The 17,780-nt window shown below is 68.8% G+C and carries 19 protein-coding genes; 12 read left to right on the forward strand and 7 right to left on the reverse strand.

Annotation, left to right across the window (positions count from 1 at the left end; all coding sequences use genetic code 11):
* Positions 1 to 31 precede the first annotated feature (31 nt).
* From dapE to H507_RS17630, 4 genes are read left to right on the forward strand one after another with little or no spacing between them, the layout of a single operon-like run.
* Complete coding sequence (gene dapE / locus H507_RS0104885; RefSeq protein ID WP_022909600.1) at positions 32 to 1,165, forward strand: succinyl-diaminopimelate desuccinylase; 1,134 nt, start codon at positions 32 to 34, stop codon at positions 1,163 to 1,165.
* Entirely contained in the window at positions 1,162 to 1,941 is a 780-nt protein-coding gene (locus H507_RS0104890; protein ID WP_026377794.1) for an LOG family protein, read from the forward strand. Before dapE ends, H507_RS0104890 begins: the two co-directional genes overlap by 4 nt.
* The gene (locus tag H507_RS17195; RefSeq protein ID WP_022909602.1) at positions 1,941 to 2,432 is read left to right on the forward strand and encodes a DivIVA domain-containing protein; all 492 of its coding nucleotides are present in this window, start codon (positions 1,941 to 1,943) and stop codon (positions 2,430 to 2,432) included. The genes H507_RS0104890 and H507_RS17195 overlap by 1 nt, the downstream gene beginning before the upstream one ends.
* Positions 2,420 to 2,587 carry a DUF3117 domain-containing protein gene (locus H507_RS17630; RefSeq protein ID WP_022909603.1) on the forward strand — a complete coding sequence of 56 codons (168 nt, stop codon included), beginning with the start codon at positions 2,420 to 2,422 and terminating at the stop codon, positions 2,585 to 2,587. Before H507_RS17195 ends, H507_RS17630 begins: the two co-directional genes overlap by 13 nt.
* Positions 2,588 to 2,766: 179 nt before the next feature.
* Here the strand turns inward: H507_RS17630 and glgA are convergent, their stop codons facing one another.
* Complete coding sequence (glgA, locus tag H507_RS0104905; protein ID WP_022909604.1) at positions 2,767 to 3,960, reverse strand: glycogen synthase; 1,194 nt, start codon at positions 3,958 to 3,960, stop codon at positions 2,767 to 2,769.
* Positions 3,961 to 4,078: 118 nt separating this feature from the next.
* Here glgA and glgC point away from each other — a divergent pair, with 118 nt between their 5' ends.
* Complete coding sequence (gene glgC, locus H507_RS0104910; protein ID WP_022909605.1) at positions 4,079 to 5,311, forward strand: glucose-1-phosphate adenylyltransferase; 1,233 nt, start codon at positions 4,079 to 4,081, stop codon at positions 5,309 to 5,311.
* 42 nt (positions 5,312 to 5,353) lie between these two features.
* On the opposite strand, the gene H507_RS0104915 is transcribed toward glgC, so the two are convergent.
* On the reverse strand, positions 5,354 to 6,013 hold the full coding sequence (locus H507_RS0104915) for an O-methyltransferase (protein WP_022909606.1): 660 nt from the start codon (positions 6,011 to 6,013) through the stop codon (positions 5,354 to 5,356).
* A gap of 28 nt (positions 6,014 to 6,041) precedes the next feature.
* On the opposite strand from H507_RS0104915, the gene dapA reads away from it, so the two are divergent.
* From dapA to H507_RS14825, 4 genes are all read left to right on the forward strand, one after another.
* Positions 6,042 to 6,950: a 4-hydroxy-tetrahydrodipicolinate synthase gene (dapA, locus tag H507_RS0104920; RefSeq protein ID WP_022909607.1), complete on the forward strand. Its 909-nt coding sequence runs from the start codon at positions 6,042 to 6,044 to the stop codon at positions 6,948 to 6,950.
* A gap of 174 nt (positions 6,951 to 7,124) precedes the next feature.
* Positions 7,125 to 7,964 (forward strand): sigma-70 family RNA polymerase sigma factor, encoded by an 840-nt coding sequence (locus H507_RS18355; RefSeq protein ID WP_022909608.1) that lies wholly within the window; start codon positions 7,125 to 7,127, stop codon positions 7,962 to 7,964.
* Positions 7,961 to 9,391, forward strand: a complete 1,431-nt coding sequence (locus H507_RS0104930) for a zf-HC2 domain-containing protein (RefSeq protein ID WP_022909609.1) — start codon at positions 7,961 to 7,963, stop codon at positions 9,389 to 9,391. Before H507_RS18355 ends, H507_RS0104930 begins: the two co-directional genes overlap by 4 nt.
* Before the next feature lie 55 nt (positions 9,392 to 9,446).
* Positions 9,447 to 9,869, forward strand: a complete 423-nt coding sequence (locus tag H507_RS14825; protein ID WP_022909610.1) for a sec-independent translocase — start codon at positions 9,447 to 9,449, stop codon at positions 9,867 to 9,869.
* Between the two features lie 24 nt (positions 9,870 to 9,893).
* On the opposite strand, the gene H507_RS0104940 is transcribed toward H507_RS14825, so the two are convergent.
* The 4 genes from H507_RS0104940 to H507_RS14830 are packed head-to-tail and all read right to left on the reverse strand — an operon-like array spanning position 9,894 to position 14,784.
* Entirely contained in the window at positions 9,894 to 11,051 is a 1,158-nt protein-coding gene (locus H507_RS0104940) for an Mrp/NBP35 family ATP-binding protein (protein ID WP_022909611.1), read from the reverse strand.
* Positions 11,048 to 12,946, reverse strand: coding sequence for a heavy metal translocating P-type ATPase (locus tag H507_RS0104945; RefSeq protein WP_022909612.1), 1,899 nt, complete (start codon positions 12,944 to 12,946; stop codon positions 11,048 to 11,050). Before H507_RS0104945 ends, H507_RS0104940 begins: the two co-directional genes overlap by 4 nt.
* Before the next feature lie 28 nt (positions 12,947 to 12,974).
* Complete coding sequence (locus H507_RS0104950) at positions 12,975 to 13,481, reverse strand: DUF1003 domain-containing protein (RefSeq protein WP_022909613.1); 507 nt, start codon at positions 13,479 to 13,481, stop codon at positions 12,975 to 12,977.
* Positions 13,474 to 14,784, reverse strand: coding sequence for a magnesium transporter MgtE N-terminal domain-containing protein (locus H507_RS14830; RefSeq protein WP_022909614.1), 1,311 nt, complete (start codon positions 14,782 to 14,784; stop codon positions 13,474 to 13,476). The genes H507_RS0104950 and H507_RS14830 overlap by 8 nt, the downstream gene beginning before the upstream one ends.
* Before the next feature lie 99 nt (positions 14,785 to 14,883).
* On the opposite strand from H507_RS14830, the gene H507_RS0104960 reads away from it, so the two are divergent.
* From H507_RS0104960 to H507_RS0104970, 3 genes are read left to right on the forward strand one after another with little or no spacing between them, the layout of a single operon-like run.
* Complete coding sequence (locus H507_RS0104960; protein WP_022909615.1) at positions 14,884 to 15,384, forward strand: YflT domain-containing protein; 501 nt, start codon at positions 14,884 to 14,886, stop codon at positions 15,382 to 15,384.
* 7 nt (positions 15,385 to 15,391) lie between these two features.
* On the forward strand, positions 15,392 to 16,021 hold the full coding sequence (locus H507_RS0104965) for an SAM-dependent methyltransferase (protein ID WP_022909616.1): 630 nt from the start codon (positions 15,392 to 15,394) through the stop codon (positions 16,019 to 16,021).
* 53 nt (positions 16,022 to 16,074) lie between these two features.
* The gene (locus H507_RS0104970; protein WP_026377796.1) at positions 16,075 to 16,563 is read left to right on the forward strand and encodes a hypothetical protein; all 489 of its coding nucleotides are present in this window, start codon (positions 16,075 to 16,077) and stop codon (positions 16,561 to 16,563) included.
* 97 nt (positions 16,564 to 16,660) lie between these two features.
* Here H507_RS0104970 and corA read toward each other — a convergent pair whose 3' ends face one another.
* A complete protein-coding gene (gene corA / locus H507_RS0104975) occupies positions 16,661 to 17,644 on the reverse strand; it encodes a magnesium/cobalt transporter CorA (RefSeq protein WP_022909618.1) in 984 nt (327 codons plus the stop codon).
* Positions 17,645 to 17,780: the final 136 nt, after the last annotated feature.

The following is a 17,780-nucleotide window of genomic DNA, read 5'->3' on the forward strand; positions in this document are numbered from 1 at the left end:
TGCGGACATCTGTCGCACTAGGCTCGGCAGCATGCCCGACACCGCCCCACCCCGCCCGACCGATCCCCTCGTGGACGACCCCACGGCAGCCGCCGCGGGGCCGTTGCTCGACCCCTCGTGCGATCTCGTCACCCTGCTACGGGCGCTGGTCGACATCGAGTCCGTCAGTGGCAACGAGCGCAGGATCGCCGACGAGGTCGAGCGCGCGCTCAGCGGTCACGCGCACCTCGAGGTGATCCGCGACGGGGATGCCGTGGTGGCCCGTACGCAGTTGGGCCGGTCGGAACGGGTGGTCGTCGCCGGACACCTCGACACGGTGCCCGTCGCCGGCAACCTGCCGAGCCAGCTCGAAGGCGACCGGGTGGTCGGCCGGGGCACCTGCGACATGAAGGGCGGCGTGGCCGTGGCCCTCAAGGCTGCCTGCGAGCTCACCGAGCCGGTGCGGGACGTGACCTGGATCTTCTACGACAACGAGGAGGTCGAGTCGGCGAGGAACGGTCTGGGACGACTCGGCCGCAACCGCCCCGACCTGCTCACCGCGGACTTCGCCGTGCTGATGGAACCCACCGGCGCCGTCGTCGAGGGCGGCTGCCAGGGCACGATGCGGTTCACGATCCGCACCCGCGGCGTGGCCGCCCATTCGGCTCGGTCCTGGCTGGGTCACAACGCCATCCACGACCTGACCCGGGTGCTCGACCGAATCAACACGTTCGATGCCCGTGAGATCGAGGTGGACGGGTTGCTCTACCACGAGGGTCTGAACGCCGTCGCAGTCCGTGGCGGGATCGCGGGCAACGTCGTGCCCGACTGGGCCGAGGTCGACGTCAACTACCGGTTCGCCCCCGACAAGACCCCCGAGGAGGCCGACGGGCTGATGCGGCACCTCTTCGAGGGTCTCGACTACCGCTGTGATGACTTGGCCCCAGGTGCCCGCCCCGGGCTCCGGGCACCGGCCGCGGCTGCGTTCATCACGGCAGTGGGCGGCACGCCGCGGGCCAAGTACGGCTGGACCGACGTCGCCCGGTTCGCCGAACTGGGTGTGCCAGCGGTCAACTTCGGCCCGGCCGACCCCGGCAAGGCCCACGCCGACGACGAGTTCTGCCCCGTGGCCGACCTCGAGACCTGCCACGCCGCCCTGACGCGGTGGCTGGGGGCGCGGGCATGAGTGATTCCGTCTCACGCGACCGTGGACTGGTCGACAACGCGCCCGGACGGGGCCGTTCGGTCATCCAAGGCCCCGTCATCCGTCGTAACGAGCAGGTGCAGCACTCCACCACCGACCAGCGCCTGCTGCGGTCGGGGCAGGGATCGGACTGGTTGCACGCCGACCCCTGGCGGGTCATGCGCATCCAGGCCGAGTTCGTCGAGGGGTTCGGCACCCTGGCCGACCTGGGGCCTGCCATCTCGGTGTTCGGCAGCGCCCGCACCCAGCCCAACCACCCCACGTACCAGGCCGCTGAGCGGATGGGTTCCGAACTGGTGAAGGCGGGCTACGCCGTCATCACCGGTGGGGGGCCGGGGATCATGGAGGCCGCCAACAAGGGCGCGCTGGCTGCCAGGGGCACCTCCGTCGGCCTGGGCATCGAGCTCCCCTTCGAGTCGAGCCTCAACGACCACGTCTCCCTGGGCATCAACTTCCGCTATTTCTTCGCTCGCAAGGTGATGTTCCTCAAGTACTCCCAAGGATTTGTGGTGATGCCCGGAGGAATGGGCACCTTCGACGAATTGTTCGAGGCCATCACTTTGGTGCAGACCCAGAAGATCGAACATTTCCCCATCGTGCTGTTCGGGTCGGACTACTGGACCGGACTGCTGGACTGGCTGCGTGACCACACGATGGCCGATGGGTACATCTCGCCGCCCGACCTCGATCTGGTGAGGGTCACCGATGACGTCGAGGACGCTGTCCGCCACGTCACCACCTGGTCGCGGGAGCCCTGATGGCCTGGGCGATCCTCGGACTGGTGCTGGTGGTCGGTGTCATCAGTTGGCTGCTGGGCAACGGCCACTTCGGGAGCCAACCCGACGTGGTGGACGACCGTCCCGTGCCACGGCTGCCGGAGGGGGACTTCACCGCCGCCGACGTGCGGGCCCTGCACTTCGCGACCGTTCCCCGCGGCTACCACCCCCGCCAGGTACGCGCCCTGCTGACCAGAGTGGCGCGATGCCTCGACGCCCCCGACGAGACGCCCGCTCAGGCCTCCGACGAGCCCATCGAGGAGGCAGTGAGGGTGACCGCACGTGAGGTGGCCGAGTCGAGCTTCTCCCTGGTGGCCTTCGGGGTGTCCACCTCGCAGGTCGACGAGGTGCTCGCACGGTTGTCATGGCAGCTCTCCGAGCGCCCCGTGGGCGCGGAGGCACCCCGATACGGCAGAATGGGCGACGAACACCTGCCCGGAACGAGTGAGGAAGTGCACACATGGCAGCAATGAAGCCCCGCACTGGCGACGGACCCATGGAGGTCACGAAGGAAGGCCGAGGCATCGTCATGCGTGTACCGGTCGATGGTGGCGGTCGCCTGGTGGTGGAACTCAACCAGACCGAGGCGACCGATCTGCTGAACTGCCTCAAGGAGGTCGTGGGCTGAGCCCACGAGACCTTCCGACGGTCTGAATCCCTCCACGAGCCGAATGCCCCGCGGGGGCATTCCCGAGGGGAGAAACCGGCGCGACCCACCACGGGTCGTGCCGGTTTTTGCGCATCGGGGCCGGCTGCGGGCCCCAGCTTTCGGGCCAGCAGCGAGGGTGGCCCTGCGATGTGGCCCTGCTACGGGGTTCGCAGGCGCTCGTGTCGCGCCTGTGCCGCCTCGTAGACCGCCACCGTCTGGCGAGCGATGGTCTCCCAGCTGAACTCGTCGATGCAGCGCTGCCGCCCGGCTCGTCCCATCGCCCGGGCGCGGTCGGGGTCGGCGGTCAGTTCGTTCACCCGGTCGGCGAACCGGGACTCGAACTCGGCGATGAAGGCGGGATCGTCGGCGCGGCTCGGGTCGTAGGGCACGAGCAGGCCTGTCTCCCCGTCGACGACGACCTCCGGAATGCCTCCCACCGCCGAGCCCACGACCGCCGTCTCGCAGGCCATGGCCTCGAGGTTGACGATGCCCAGCGGCTCATAGATGGAGGGGCAGGCGAACACCGTGGCGTGCGACAACACCTGCCGCACGTCGGCCCGGGGCAGCATCTCCTGCACCCACACGACGCCTCCCCGCTCGGACTTGAGCACCCCGAAGGCCTCGTTGAACTCGGCGGCGATCTCGGGGGTGTCGGGTGCGCCGGCGAGCAGGATCAGTTGGGTGTCGGGGTGGAACCGGCGGGCGGCCCGCACCAGGTGCACCAGCCCCTTCTGACGGGTGATGCGACCGACGAAGACGACGCTGGGTCGGTTCACGTCCATGCCGATCCGGGCGCACACGTCGGACTCGTCCACCGGGTGGAACTCATCGGTGTCGATGCCGTTCTTCACCACATGGATGCGTTCGGGCTCGACGAAGGGATAGGCATTGCGGATGTTGGTGATCATCGCCGACGAGACAGCGATCACGGCGTCGGCGTTCTCGTAGGCGGTCCGCTCGATCCAGGACGAGACCCGGTAGCCGCCTGCCAGCTGCTCCACCTTCCAGGGGCGGTCAGGCTCCAGCGAGTGCGCGGTCACCACCAAGGGGATGTCCTGGTACTTCGACGCGATGATGCCGGCGAACTGGGCGTACCAGGTGTGGGCGTGTACGACGTCGACCTCAGGCACTGCCGCGGCCATGGACACGTCGGCGCCCAACGTGCGGATGGCACCGTTGGCCCCTTCGGGGAAGGTCTCGGGATGGGCGGTCGCCCCTTCACGCGGCTCACCCATGCACTGCACGTCGACGTCGACCAGACGTGCGAGTTGGGGCACCAACTGGGCGACATGAACACCGGCGCCGCCGTAGATGGTGGGTGGGTATTCGCGGGTGAGGATCGAGACCTTCATGGCCTGATCTCAGCACACCAGCTCGGGGGTGCAGGCTGGTGCGTGGAAATCCGCCAGAGTCTGGGCAATAGCTGGCAAAGTCCTTGTCGGGGGTACCGCTGGGAACTAGGTTCAGGCCATGACCATGAAGCGGCCCAACGTGCTCTCCATCGTTTTGGCAGGTGGCGAGGGCAAGCGCCTGATGCCCCTCACCGCTGACCGCGCCAAGCCCGCCGTTCCCTTTGGTGGCACCTACCGACTCATCGACTTCGTGCTGTCGAACCTGGTCAATTCCGAGCTCCGGCAGGTGGCCGTGCTCACCCAGTACAAGTCCCACTCGCTCGACCGACACATCTCACTGACGTGGCGCATGTCGACCATGCTGGGCAACTACGTCACAGCCGTACCCGCCCAGCAGCGCACCGGGCCCCAGTGGTTCCAGGGATCGGCTGACGCGATCTTCCAGTCGATGAACCTGATCCGCGACGAGAACCCCGACTACGTGGTCGTCTTCGGTGCCGACAACATCTACCGCATGGACGTCTCGCAGATGCTGCAGGCCCACATCGACTCGGGGCTGGACTGCACCGTGGCGGGCATTCGGGTGCCGCGCAGCGAAGCCTCCGCCTTCGGCATCATCGACGCTGCCACTGACTCGAAGATCATCGAGTTCCTCGAGAAGCCGGCCGACCCGCCCGGCCTCCCGGACAGCCCGGACGAGTCGTTCGCGTCGATGGGCAACTACGTCTTCTCCGCCGACGCCCTGGTGGCGATGCTGCACAGCGATGCGACCGACGCGAATTCCCGTCATGACATGGGCGGGAACATCATCCCCGCCTTCGTCGCGAAGGGGCAGGCGCAGGTCTACGACTTCACGCAGAACATCGTCCCGGGGTCCACCGACAAGGACCGCAACTACTGGCGCGACGTGGGCACCATCGACGCCTACCATGAGGCCCACATGGACCTGGTCAGTGTCGATCCCGAGTTCAACCTCTACAACCCCGAGTGGCCCATCTGGTCACACCAGGTGCAGGCCCCCGGTGCCAAGTTCACCCTGCGCGGCACGGCCGAGGACTCCATCGTCAGCCACGGGTGCATCATCTCGGGCGGCGACGTCGACCACTCGGTGCTGAGCCCCAACGTCTACATCCACAAGTGGGCGAAGGTCGACGGTTCGATCCTGATGAACGGTGTTCACATCGGACGAGGAGCCCGGGTGCAGCGCGCCATCATCGACAAGAACGTGGTGGTTCCCGACAACGTCGAGATCGGCTTCGACCACGAGGCCGACCGTGCCCGCGGGTTCACCATCTCTGACAACGGCATCACCGTCGTCGAGAAGGGGATGGTGATCCCACCCGCTCGGTGACGCGCGGCCCGTGGGGCGCGTTCGGGCCTTCGTGGGGCGGGGTCAGGCCTTGATGGCGGCGAGCAGCCCGCCGCCCACCGGCAGCAGCACCGGGGTGAACTCCTCCGTGTCGAGCACGGAGGCCAACGCCTCACGGATGATCACGGTCTCGTCGTCCTCGTTGGACGAGTGGGCCACCAGCCCACGCCACAGCGCGTCGTTCACCACGACCATGCCGCCGTGGCGCAACAGGCGCAGGGCCTGGGCGACGTACTCGACATACTCGAGCTTGTCGCCGTCGATGAAGACGAGGTCGTAGGCACCGTCGCGCAGCTTGGGCAGCACCTCGAGCGGCACCCCGGCGATCAGGCGGAAGCGGTTGCTGGCGATCTTCGCCGACGTGAACACCTGGCGGGCGGCCGATTGGCGGTCGCCCTCGGTGTCGATGGAGGTGATGATGCCGTCGTGGGTCATTCCGGCGAACAGAGCCAGACCGGCCGAGCCCGACCCCGTGCCGACCTGCACGACGTGCTTGGCGCGGATCGCGGTGGCGAGGAAGGTCAGTGCCGTCGTCACGCCGTTCGACAGGGTCTCGACACCCAGGTCGGAACCGGCCAGGGTGGCCTGGCGGAGTTCGTCCGAGGGCTCGACGTAGTCCTCGGCGTACCCCCATGACAGGGCGTCGATACCGCTGGATCCATCCCACTGCTGGTTGCGAGTCACCCGGTCAGCCTAGCGTTAGCATGACGCCATGATCCATGTCGGGAGAGCAGAGTCCGCCACCCCACGGTTCGGTCGTGTGCTGACCGCCATGGTCACCCCTTTCGCCGATGGTGGGGCACTCGATCTCGACTCCGCGCGGGCCTTGGCGCGCCGCCTGGTCGACGATGAGGGCAACGACGGTCTGGTCGTCAATGGCACCACGGGGGAGTCCCCGACCACCACCGATGCCGAGAAGGCCGACCTGCTGCGGGTCGTCGTCGACGAGGTCGGTGACCGGGCCAGTGTGGTGGCGGGGGTGGGCACGTTCTCGACCGATCACACCTGCGAGCTCGCCCGCCAGGCTGCCGACTGCGGCGTCGACGGACTGCTGGTGGTGACCCCCTATTACTCCCGGCCGCCCCAGGCCGGCCTGCTGGCCCACTTCGAGGTGGTCGCCGCCGCCACGGACCTGCCGATCATGGTCTACGACATCCCACATCGGTCCGGGGTGGCGATCGAGACCGCAACGATGGTGCGTCTGGCCGACCTGCCCACCGTGGTGGCCGTGAAGGATGCCAAGGGTGACCTGGGGGCTTCGTCCATGGTGATGTCGCTCAGCGACCTCGACTACTACAGCGGGGACGACCCGCTCACCCTGCCCCTGCTGTCCATCGGTGCGGTGGGCGTGGTCGGCACCTCCACGCATTTCTCCGCCCCGGCCATGAAGGCGATGGTGGGCGCCTACCTCTCCGGTGACGTAGCCCTGGCACGCCAGCTGCACCAGCAGTGGCTGCCGGTCTTCACCGGTGTCTTCGCCGCACAAGGGGTGACCATGGTGAAGGCCGCCCTGACGGCCCTCGGGCAGTCGGCCGGCCCGCTGCGCCTGCCGATGGTGCCGCCCGCTGAGGAACTCGTCTCCGGGTTCCTGGCCGCGCTCGAGGTCGCTCGCGCCCACTGAGGCCCGACCGGCTGGCTGTGAATTGGCTGTCAGCTGAACTCCCCGTGCAACCTTTCTGCCTCCCCGGGCGTTGTTTCAGGTGAGTCTCCTGTGGGTGGCACTGGGGAGTTGCCACTCACAGGAGGCTCACAGGTTCGTCTGTCAGGCTGGTCGCGTCCGGCGGAGAGGGGACGAGTGTTCGGCAGGGCTCGCAAGGCGGTCGACGCCGTACTCGGGTTGCGCGAAGAGGCACCCGAGGACGACCCGCTGCGCCTCCAGCCGATCCCTGTCCGGGGAGCCACCCAGACCGAAGGCGCCGCCCCGGGGAACGATCAGGCGCCCCCGGCTCCCGGCCCCGAGACCCCCACCTGGGAGCAACTGGTCCGGGACCACTCGGACATGGTCTACCGGGTTGCGTTCCGCCTCACCGGCAACCAGCACGACGCTGAGGACCTGACCCAGGACGTCTTCGTCCGTGCCTTCAAGTCGATCCACGCCTTCGAGCCGGGCACGTTGACGGGCTGGCTGCACCGCATCACCACGAACTTGTTCATCGACCAGACCCGGCGTCGGCAGAAGATTCGCATCGACCCGATGGCTGAGGCGCAGGAGCGGGTCACCGCGACCGGAGAGGCGCCCGACCACGACCTCGACCACGACATCACGCGAGCTCTGGCCGAGCTCACCCCGGAGCACCGCGTGGCCGTCGTGCTGTGCGACATCGAAGGACTCAGCTACGACGAGATCGCCTCGATCCTCGACGTCTCGGTCACGACGGTGCGCAGTCGCATCCACCGGGGGCGCGAGAAGTTGCGCACCAGCCTCGCCCATCGTCGTCCGACCGCGGGCAACACCCGCGTGCAGGGAGCTCCCGACGAACAGCCGGGGCAGGCCCGTGAGCTGGACGACGTGCTCGACCTGGGACCGATCGACAGGTCTGCCCTCGAGTTCGTCCCCCACGACCGGGTTGGCCAGGACAGGACGGCCACCGGCCGGACGGTGCAGTCCCGGGACAGGTCGAGGGGACCGGCGTGATCATCAGCCAGCCGCACCCCACCTCCAGCGAACTCGCCGGCTACGCCGATCGCACCCTGGCTCCGAGACCCACCGCCCAGGTTCGTCGTCATCTGCGTTGCTGCGCCAGGTGCCGAGCCGACATCGAGGCCCAGCGCCAGGTGCGCTCGGTGCTGGCCGCCCGGCCCCAGGAATCGTCGGTGCCGACCCAACTGAGTGACCGACTCACCTCGATCGCAGGTGGGCAGGCGGACACCCCGCTGTGGCTCGCACCGACCCGCACGGGCGTGCTGCCGAGCCCTCGGGCGGTGCGCCGCACCCGGGCGTTGTCGGGCAGCGCGACGATGCTGGTCGCCTGCGTCATCCTGCTGGGTCTGGGATACCTCGTCGCTCCTGAACTGCCGATCGTGCGCGACGCCCGGCAGCAGGCCAGTCGCGAGTACGACCTCTCCACGGGCACGGGTGCCGTGGCCTATGCCATGACCGCGGTCCAGGCGGCGCCGACCGGCCGGCTCGACACCCGTCCCACCGTGCGGTCGCCGCACCCGCTGTCGTCGCTGGAGTGGACGCCTGTCTCGCCGGCCACGGCGAGGCTGCTGCTGACCGACCGTGACTCGCTGGGCTACACCGGCTCGCAACGGGTGATGCTGGGCAGCGGTACCTCGTTCGTCCAGGCCAACGTCCGCGTGGTGCACCAGCCCGGTGAACCGCTCCACCTCGACGTGCTCGATCGTCGGGGTGGGGTGGTCTCGTCGGGACTGGTGGTCGATCCGACGCCGAACGAGGTGACCCTGCTGCCCATGGGCGCGGCCAGTTTCAGAGTGTCGGAGGGTGGCCAGATCGCCGGCCAGACGACCACCCTGCTCGAGGCGCGACGGGGTGACGGATCCCTGCTGGTGCGTTGGTGGGTCGCCGAGGCGCTGGGGGTGGTGATGTGGGCCGAGGCCTTCGACCCCGACCAGACGCTGATCCGTTCGGCAGGCTTCACCAGCTTCACCCCGTCGACGCTGGTCGAGCAGCCCCAGCCCAACGACCAACTGCAATTGTCGCTGGCCCCGGCAACCGTCGCCAGCGCCACCAGCCAGATGTGCGGCGACGGGTTCAGTTGCGCCCCAGAACTGGCTGGGCTGCCGCTGCTGCAGATCTCGACCGACTCGCCGAATCGTCCCAGCGTGGTGCACGCGATCTACGGGCGTGGGGACCTGCGGGTGAGCGTCATGCAGCAACTCGGTCGGTGGAACGACGACGACTCGGTCACCTATGGGGTGACCCAGGACCGGGTGCTGATGTCCTGGCAGTCCGATCGGGTGGTCTACACCGTGACCACCAACGGCGGCCACCAACTCGCCGCGCGGGCAGCCGAGCAGTTGCCCCACGCCGGCCCCGCTCGCACGGGTGTCTGGCAGCGCGCCAGTGCAGGGCTGAAGCGGCTGTTCGGGGGACGGTGACGCCGAGGGGCGGGCGCGGTGGTGCCAGTTGGGTCGGCGCTATAGCCTGTGAGGCGTGCTGGACATTGGGGCCCCCGAATTCATCCTCCTGGTGGTGCTCGCCATCGTCATGTTCGGGCCCGAGCGGATCCCCGACATGGCCAGGAAGGCGGCCAAGGTCGTCCATTTCCTGCGCAACATCGCCAACGGGGCGACCGCCCAGCTCAAGGCCGAACTGGGGCCCGAGTACGCCGACCTGACACCGGCCGACCTGAACCCGAAGACGTTCATCCAGAAGCACCTGCTCGACCAGATCCAGGACGAGGTCGACTACATCAAGAAGGACGTCGAGAGCATCAAGGAAGACCTCAAGGACGACGCCGACGAGTTGAAGGCGATCACCTCGGAGGTCGAGTCGGCGGTCCGGTCGGACGGGTCGTCATCGTCCGGTGAACTCGCTCTCGCGTCGGTGGCCCCGTACGACTCCGAGGCCACCTGACCCGAGTGCCCGGTCAGCCGCTGATCAGTTGCTGACCGACAGTCCCAACGGAACGCCCACCAGTCCACGCGGACGAGCGTCGAGGGTCGCCGCCAGGGCAGCCAGCGCCTGCGCCGCACCGGTCTCGGGATGCGCCACGACCACCGGGTCACCCTCGTCGCCCCCGATGCGGACCGTCTCGTCCATGGGCACCTGCGCCAGCAGCGGCACCTCGTAGCCGAGGCGGGTGGTCAGGCTGGACGCCACCTTCTCGCCACCGCCCTCGCCGAACAGTCTCACGGGGTGGCTCTGGCCACAGTGGGGGCACTGCACGTCGAGCCATGACATGTTCTCGACCACGCCGATGACCCGCTGCTGCATGATGGCGGCCATCGTGCCGGCTCGTTCCGCCACCTCGGTGGCCGCCTGCTGCGGTGTGGTGACAACGATCACCTCGCTGGTGGGGAGCTTCTGTCCCAGACTCATGGCCACGTCACCGGTGCCGGGGGGCAGGTCGACGATCAGGTAGTCGAGGTCACCCCAGTACACGTCGGCGAGCAACTGGGTGAGGGCCCGGTCGAGCAGCGGCCCACGCCAGGCGACCACGTCCTCGCGGCGTGGCTTGAACATGCCCGCCGAGACCACCTTCAGCCCCAGCACCGGCACCGGCATGATCATGCCCTCGACCGGGGTGGGCCGGGTGTCACCCAGTCCGAGCATGTCGGGCACCGAGTGGCCGTAGATGTCGGCGTCGATCACGCCCACCGAGCGTCCCCGTTCCGCCAGAGCCAGCGCGAGGTTGACGGTGACGGACGACTTGCCGACACCTCCCTTGCCGGAGGCGACGGCGATCACCTTGGTCAGGTTGCCCGGCTGGGCGAAGGGGATCTGCTTCTCGGGGATGCCCCCGCGCAGCAGCTGGCGGAGCGCCGCGCGCTGGTCGTCGTCCATCACGCCCAGTTCGACGTGCACCCCACTGACGCCCTCGACCGAGGCAGTCGCAGCGGTGACGTCACGCTCCAGCGTCGACTTCAGCGGGCAGCCGGAGACGGTGAGCAGGATCACCACGGTCGCGCGACCGTCCCCGTCGACGTCGATCGAGTCGACCATGCCCAGCTCGGTGATGGGGCGTTTGATCTCGGGATCGTTCACCTCGTGCAGGGCAGCGCGGATCTTGGGCAGCAACGGGTGTTCGACGGTCATGGTGCCAGCCTAGCGACTGCCCCGTGGGGGACCGCAGGCGGTCCCGGCGCCGCGACCAGTGAGGCCGGCATCGACCCGCGGGTGGCGCGCAGGGCCCACAGGATCGCGACCGCGTCGACGCCCTCCTGCAGCCAGGCACCCACGATCGCCGGCAAGAGCCCGACGGTCGCGACCAGCATCAGGGCGACGCTCAACCCCATGCCCACCCAGATGCTCTGCAGGGCGACCCCGACGGTCTGGTGTCCCACGACGAGGGCGCGCGCGGCCGACGAGATGTCGTCGCGGAGCAGGACGACATCGGCCGAGTCGCTGGCCGCGGTGGCCCCGCGAGCGCCCATGGCGATGCCGACGTCGGCGGCGGCGAGCACCGGGGCGTCGTTCACCCCGTCGCCCACCATCACGACGGGACGCTGCGTGATGCCCGAGACGGCGCTCACCTTGTCGGCGGGCAGGCAGTTGGCGCGCACGTCGTCGATGTCGAGTTCTGCGGCGATGTGTTGGGCGGTGGCCTGGTCGTCGCCGGTCAGCATCAGCACGCGGATGCCCCGTTCGCGCAGGGCATCGACGGTGCTGCGTGCGTTGGGCCTGACCTCGTCGCGGAACACGAGGGCACCGGCATGGCGTCCGTCGACGGCGATGTGCACCGCCAGTTCGCCTGCCTGCAGGGCGACCACGGGCGCCTGTCCGGCGATCGCGGTCCCGATGAACGAGCGTTTGCCCACGACCACCCGGTGCCCGTCGATGGTGGCGCTGACACCGTTGGCGGTCGACTCCTCGGCGTCGTCGGAGCCACTGAGCTCCAGTCCCCGGTCGTGGGCGGCCGCGATCACGGCCGCGGCAAGCACATGGCTTGAGAACTGCTCGGCCGAGGCGGCGAACCGCAGCAGCACGTCGGGGTCTGCTTCCCCGGTCGTGCGTACCGCGACCAGACCGGGTTCACCCCGGGTGAGCGTGCCGGTCTTGTCGAAGGTGAAGGTACGTGCCCGTCTGAAGGCTTCCAGGGTGGCGCTGGTCTTGATGATGACCCCGTCACGGGCTGCCCTGCTCATGCCGGCCATGAACGCCACGGGGGCGGCGATGATCAGGGGACAGGGGGTCGCCACCACGAGCACCTCGGCGAAGCGGGTCGCCTCGCCGGAGACCGCCCACGCGGCACCAGCCAGCACCAGGGCGAGAAGGGTGAACGGGACGGCGAACCGGTCCGCCAGCCGAACGATCGGTGAGCGACTGGCGGTGGCCTGCTCCACCAGCGTGACGATCTGTTGGTACTGGCTGTCGCGCGCGGCCCGGGTCACCGTCAGCACGACGGCCGCTGCCCCGTTGACCCCACCGCTGAGCACCTCGTCGCCGGCCACCTTCTCGACGGGCAGACTCTCCCCGCTCAGGGAGGACTCGTCGAAGCTGCCGGTCTCGCTGGTGAGGGTTCCGTCGACGGGGACGATCTCGCCGGGGCGAACCACCACCAGGTCACCTGGGACGATCTCCGCGATGGGCACGTCAACGGTGGTGCCGTCGTCCAGCTGCCGGTGCCCGCTGTGGGGAGCACGTGACAGCAGGGCAGTCAGGTCACGCTTGGCGCGATGGGCCGCGTACTCCTCGAGCGCCTCGCCGCCGGTGAGCATCAGCACGATCACCAGCGCGGCCCACAGTTCCCCGACCGCCACCGCCGCCCCGATCGCGGTGACGGCGAGGATGTCGACACCGAAGGTTCCCGAGCGCAGTTCGGCCAACATGCGCCAGGCGGACCGGCCCGCCACGAGCAATGCGAAGGCGGCCAGCAGCCAGGACGACCACCGTGCGGCCGGGGTCAGCAGCAGGATCCCGGCGAGCGCGCCGACCAGGAACGTGGCCAGCACATAGGGGTAGCGGCGGGCGACTTGTGCCAGACGCGTCATGACCTCTCCCTCGGGTGCGAGCTGCCGATCAGGGCTTCTCGGTGGACTCTTCCAACTGCTCCAGCAGGTTGCGCAGTTCAGCGCGGATCTCGGAGCGGATGTAGTCGCGGGTGGCCAACTCGCCCACGCTCGTCCGGATGCTCGCGATCTCACGGGCCAAGTAGTCCATCGAGTCGCGCGACTGGGCAGCGACGCGACGGTCCTCGTCCAGAGCCAGGCGGTCGCGCTGTTCCTGTCGGTTCTGGGCCAACAGGATCAGCGGTGCCGAGTACGAGGCCTGGGTCGAGAAGAACAGGTTGAGCAGGATGAACGGGTACGGATCCCACTTGAGCCCCCACAACCCCACGACGTTGAGGGTGACCCATGCGATCACCACCAGCGTCATCCAGCCCAGGAACTGGGCGGTACCCATCGATTTGGCGACCCACTCGGCGAATCGTCCGAACGAGTCGGAGTTGAGGTTGAGCACGTCCCTGGCGTTCCAGCGGGTGCGGATGGCGCGCGGGGTGTCGAGGTCTTCCGAACGCTCAGCCACGGCTCACCCCGGGCTGGGTCGCGTGCGGCTCGTCCTCGCGGGTGCCCTCGGTCGCCTCCAGCCCGGTGAACTGGTCGCCGCGCCAGTCCTCGGGCAGCAGGTGGTCCAGCACGTCGTCGACCGTGACCGCCCCGATCAGGCGCTGGTCGGCGTCGACGACCGGTGCCACGACCAGGTTGTACGTGGCGAAGTAACGGCTGACCTCGGCCAGGCTGGCCTCGGGTCGGATCGGTTCCAGCCCCGAGTCGACCAGACCAGCAGCCATCACCATGGGTGGCTCGCGCAGCAAGCGCTGCACGTGGACGGCCCCCAGATAGCGCCCCGAAGGGGTGTCGAGGGGTGCTCGGCAGATGAAGACCATCGAGGCCAGCGCGGGGCTGAGGTCTTCGTTGCGCACGCGGGCGAGACCGTCGGCGACGGTGGCGTCGACCGCCAGGATCACGGGCTCCGGGGTCATCATGGCGCCGGCGGTGAACTCCTCGTAGTTGAGCAGCGCCCGCACGTCCCTGGCCTCCTCGGGCTCCATGCGCTGCAGCAGGTCCTCGGCCATCGGCTCCGGCAGTTCCTTGATCAGGTCGGCGGCGTCGTCGGGGTCCATCTCCTCGAGCACGTCCACGGCGCGCTCGGTGTCGAGCGACTGGATCAGTTCGACCTGTTCCTCCTCGGGCAGTTCCTCGATGGCGTTGGCCAGTTGCTCGTCATCAAGGGCTTGGGCCACCTCGGCCCGTCGTCCGGGGTCCATGTCGTGCAGCTCACGGGCGACGTCGGCCGGTTTCATGTCCGCCATCTGTGCGACCAGGTGTTCGGTCGACTGGGAACCCTTGAGCAACAGTTCGGGCAGGTCACGCCACGACACCTGGACGACGTTGCCGCCACGTCCCAACCGGAACCGGCCACCCGGCAACCGTTCGCGGAGCGCAACCTCGGCCAGTTCCCACTCCCGTGAACGGACCTGGTGCATCGACACGTCATGCACCACCGCCGGCGGCTGGCCGGGACGCGTCACCTCGCGGTCGAAGAGGTCGTCGATCACCAACGACTCCACCTCGCGGCGCTGGAAGGGACGGGTGTCGAGCACGCCCTGGATCGAGACCTGGCTGGCGTCGATGGCGTGCACCCTGGCCATGGGCAGGAAGATCTTGCGGCGGGCGAACAGTTCGACCACCAAGCCGCGGCAGCGGGGGGCTCGTCCGCCCACCCGCAGTTGGATGACGACGTCGCGCACCCGTCCCACCTGGTCTCCCGAGGCATCGAGCACGGGCACGCCACGCAGGCGCGAGATGAAGACTGCCGAGGTGCTCACCCGGCCATCGTATGGGTCGGGCTGCGTCGGGGCGACGTCGACGCAGCCGCCACGCCCGCGGACCGCTCGCGGGCGTCGTCCACGGTTAGGCTGGGACACATGAGCGTGAATCCTCGTCCCACCCTGGGCGCCCTGCTGACCCTGCAGCATCCCCAGTCGCTGGCCACCTATGAGACGTACGAGGAGGCGCAGCGCGCCGTCGACTTCCTCTCGGACCAGAAGTTCGACGTGCAGAACCTGTGCATCGTCGGTACCGACCTGAAGATCGTGGAGCGGGTCACCGGGCGACGCACGTGGAGCACGGTGCTGGGCCAGGGCGCGACCTCGGGACTGTTCATGGGTGCCTTCGTGGGGCTGGTGTTCTCGCTGTTCTCGGGAGGCTCGTCGTGGCTGGCCACCCTGCTCATCTGCGCCGGGCTGGGCATCATCTTCGGCATGATCTCGGCGGCCATCTCGTACGGCATGACCGGCGGGCACCGTGACTTCGACTCGGTGCGCCAGACCGTCGCCGGACGCTACGAGGTGCTGGGCGAACACACGGTCGCCGAGCAGGCGCGCCAACTGCTGAGCCGCCTGCCGGGCACCCCGTCGCAGCTGTGAGCCCCCGGTGACGGCCGAGCACTGGGACGCACGCTACGACGATCCCCGCTACCTGTTCGGGGAGCGACCCAATGACTTCCTGGTCGAAGCGGAGGTGATGATCCCGCGTCGGTCCCGTGAGGACGGCGGACGGGTGCTGGTGCTCGCCGACGGTGAGGGGCGCAACGGGGTCTGGTTGGCCAAGCGGGGTCACCGGGTCACCACGGTCGACTTCTCGGCGGTGGCCGTCGGAAAGGCCCTCGCGCTGGCCCAGCGTGCCGGTGTCACCATCGAGGCCCACGTGGCCGACCTTGCCGATTTCGTCGACAGCGACGCGGCTTCGGGTGAATGGGACGCCCTCGTGCTCATCTTCGTCCACCTGCCGGAGGGGTTGCGGCGCACCGTGGCCCACGCGCTGTCACCGCGCCTGAGCGAGCGCGGGGTGATGATCCTGGAGGGGTTCACGCCCGCGCAGGTGTCGATGGGGACCGGCGGCCCCAGCGACGAGTCGCTGCTGTACACCCGCGAGCGGGTGCTCGCCGACTGGCCGGAGTTGCACCTCGACGTCAGGCTCACCGAACGGCGTGTCTTCGAGGGCCCCGGGCACCGCGGCCTCTCGTCCGTGGTCCAGGTGCTGGGTCGACGGCGTCCTTCATGAGCCAGGCTTTCGGGCCCGGTCACGGGTTCGGTCGGGCACCTGGGGTTCGTCCGGTGTCGACGACGACCGACCGGGCGGCGTCCTGGCTGTGGATGGCGTTCCTCGCCGGCGCCATCGTGATCGCCCTCAACCTTGCCGGCGACATCAGCGGACGCCGCTGGTCCGAGGCATTCATCTCGGTGGTGGTGATGCTGCTGCTGGCCGTGCAGGCGGGACTGTGGCGGGGTGCTCGGCAGGCCACGTTGGCCGTCTCCGACGGCGGCTTGGTCCGGTTGGCGGGCGGACCCTTCGCGGCGGCGACCGGATGGCAGGTCTCCTGGGCCGAGGTGACCCACGCCCAGGTGTTCGACACCGGGGCGGGTCCGATGCTGGTGGTCCAGGTCGCCCATTCGCCCCGCCGGCACCTGTCCCGGTGGTGGGTCACGGGGGTCCCACGGACGATCCGCCGTCACTCCTACTGCTGCCAGCTCGAGCCGGCGGCGGTGGGCACGATCAGGGTGCTGCTGCAGGGCCATGGCATCCCCGAACCGGTCAGCGCCTGAATCCCCCGGCTGCTTGAATCGCCCGGCAGCCTGAATAGCCCGGCAAGCCTGAACTGCCCAGTAAGCCTGAATTCCAGGCGGCGGATCGCTGCCGACCTCAGATCCACTTGTTGTGACGGAAGAAGGCGAAGGCGGCGATCATGCTGGTGATCATCACCGCCAACACGACGAAGTAGCCGTACTGGGTGTGCAACTCGGGCATGTTGTCGAAGTTCATGCCGTAGATGGCGCCGATGGTGGTGGGGATGGCGAACAGTGCCACCGCCGCCGAGATCTTGCGCATGTCCTGGTTGTCGGTCACCGAGGCCCGCGCGAGGGCTGCCTGCAGCAGGGTGGTGAGCACGTCGTCGAACGAGGCGATCGACTCACGCGCCTCGGTCAGGTGGTCGGCAACCTCCCGGAAGTACGCTCGTCCGGCCACCGGCACCACCGGCAGGTCGCGCGTGGCGAGGGCCTGCAGGGGCTGGGCGAGCGGCGAGACGCTCCGGCGGAACTCGATCAGTTCTCGCTTGAGTTGGTACACCCGATCGATGTCGCCGCTGCCATTGCGGTCGAAGACGTCCTCCTCGATGTCGTCGATGTCCTCCTCGATGTCGGCCACCACCTGCACGTAGTCGTCGACCACCGTGTCGAGGATGCGGTAGAGGACGTAGTAGGAACCCCGGGCGAGGCGGCGGGGATCGGCCTCGAGGGTGGCGCGGAGGGTCCTCAGTGAGGTGTTCTGGCCCCGCCGCACCGTCATCACGAAGTTGTCCCCGACGAAGACCATGATCTGACCCGTGTCGACCACCTCGCTGGTCTCGGTCAGCTGGTCGTGCTCCACGTACGAGACGGTCGAGATGACGGCGAAGAGGGTCTGCCCGAACACATCGAGCTTCGAACGGGTGTGGCCTTCGACCGCATCCTCGATGGCGAGGGTGTGCAGGTCGAACTGATGGGCGAAGCCAGCCATGTCGCCATCGGTGGGGTCACGCAGTCCCAGCCACACGAAACCGACTCCGGCCTTGGCCCGGTCGGAGGCGAACTGCAGGTCGGTGCAGTCCTGGCGCACCCCGTCCACGTACCAGGCCCACGCGACCACCGAGTCGGGGGTGGTGGCCCACCGGCGTGGATCGCGCCGACTGCCCTCGGTCGGCCTCTTGGGGGTCGGTCTCCTGGGCGTCGCTCGCTGGGATCGAAGGGGAGTCCCCAGCGCGTTCAGCGGACCGGGCAGCACG

It is taken from the genome of Aestuariimicrobium kwangyangense DSM 21549, from assembly GCF_000421525.1.
GTDB classification, from domain to species: Bacteria; Actinomycetota; Actinomycetes; order Propionibacteriales; family Propionibacteriaceae; genus Aestuariimicrobium; species Aestuariimicrobium kwangyangense.

Excerpts from the sequence above, each read along its gene's own strand:
- dapE (WP_022909600.1), top strand. The coding sequence starts at position 32 with ATGCCCGACACCGCCCCACCCCGCCCGACCGATCCCCTCGTGGACGAC.
- dapA (WP_022909607.1), top strand. The coding sequence starts at position 6,042 with ATGATCCATGTCGGGAGAGCAGAGTCCGCCACCCCACGGTTCGGTCGT.
- H507_RS0104960 (WP_022909615.1), top strand. The coding sequence starts at position 14,884 with ATGAGCGTGAATCCTCGTCCCACCCTGGGCGCCCTGCTGACCCTGCAG.
- H507_RS0104890 (WP_026377794.1), top strand. The coding sequence starts at position 1,162 with ATGAGTGATTCCGTCTCACGCGACCGTGGACTGGTCGACAACGCGCCC.
- H507_RS17195 (WP_022909602.1), top strand. The coding sequence starts at position 1,941 with ATGGCCTGGGCGATCCTCGGACTGGTGCTGGTGGTCGGTGTCATCAGT.
- glgA (WP_022909604.1), bottom strand. The coding sequence starts at position 3,960 with ATGAAGGTCTCGATCCTCACCCGCGAATACCCACCCACCATCTACGGC.
- H507_RS0104940 (WP_022909611.1), bottom strand. The coding sequence starts at position 11,051 with ATGACCGTCGAACACCCGTTGCTGCCCAAGATCCGCGCTGCCCTGCAC.
- H507_RS17630 (WP_022909603.1), top strand. The coding sequence starts at position 2,420 with ATGGCAGCAATGAAGCCCCGCACTGGCGACGGACCCATGGAGGTCACG.
- H507_RS0104945 (WP_022909612.1), bottom strand. The coding sequence starts at position 12,946 with ATGACGCGTCTGGCACAAGTCGCCCGCCGCTACCCCTATGTGCTGGCC.
- glgC (WP_022909605.1), top strand. The coding sequence starts at position 4,079 with ATGACCATGAAGCGGCCCAACGTGCTCTCCATCGTTTTGGCAGGTGGC.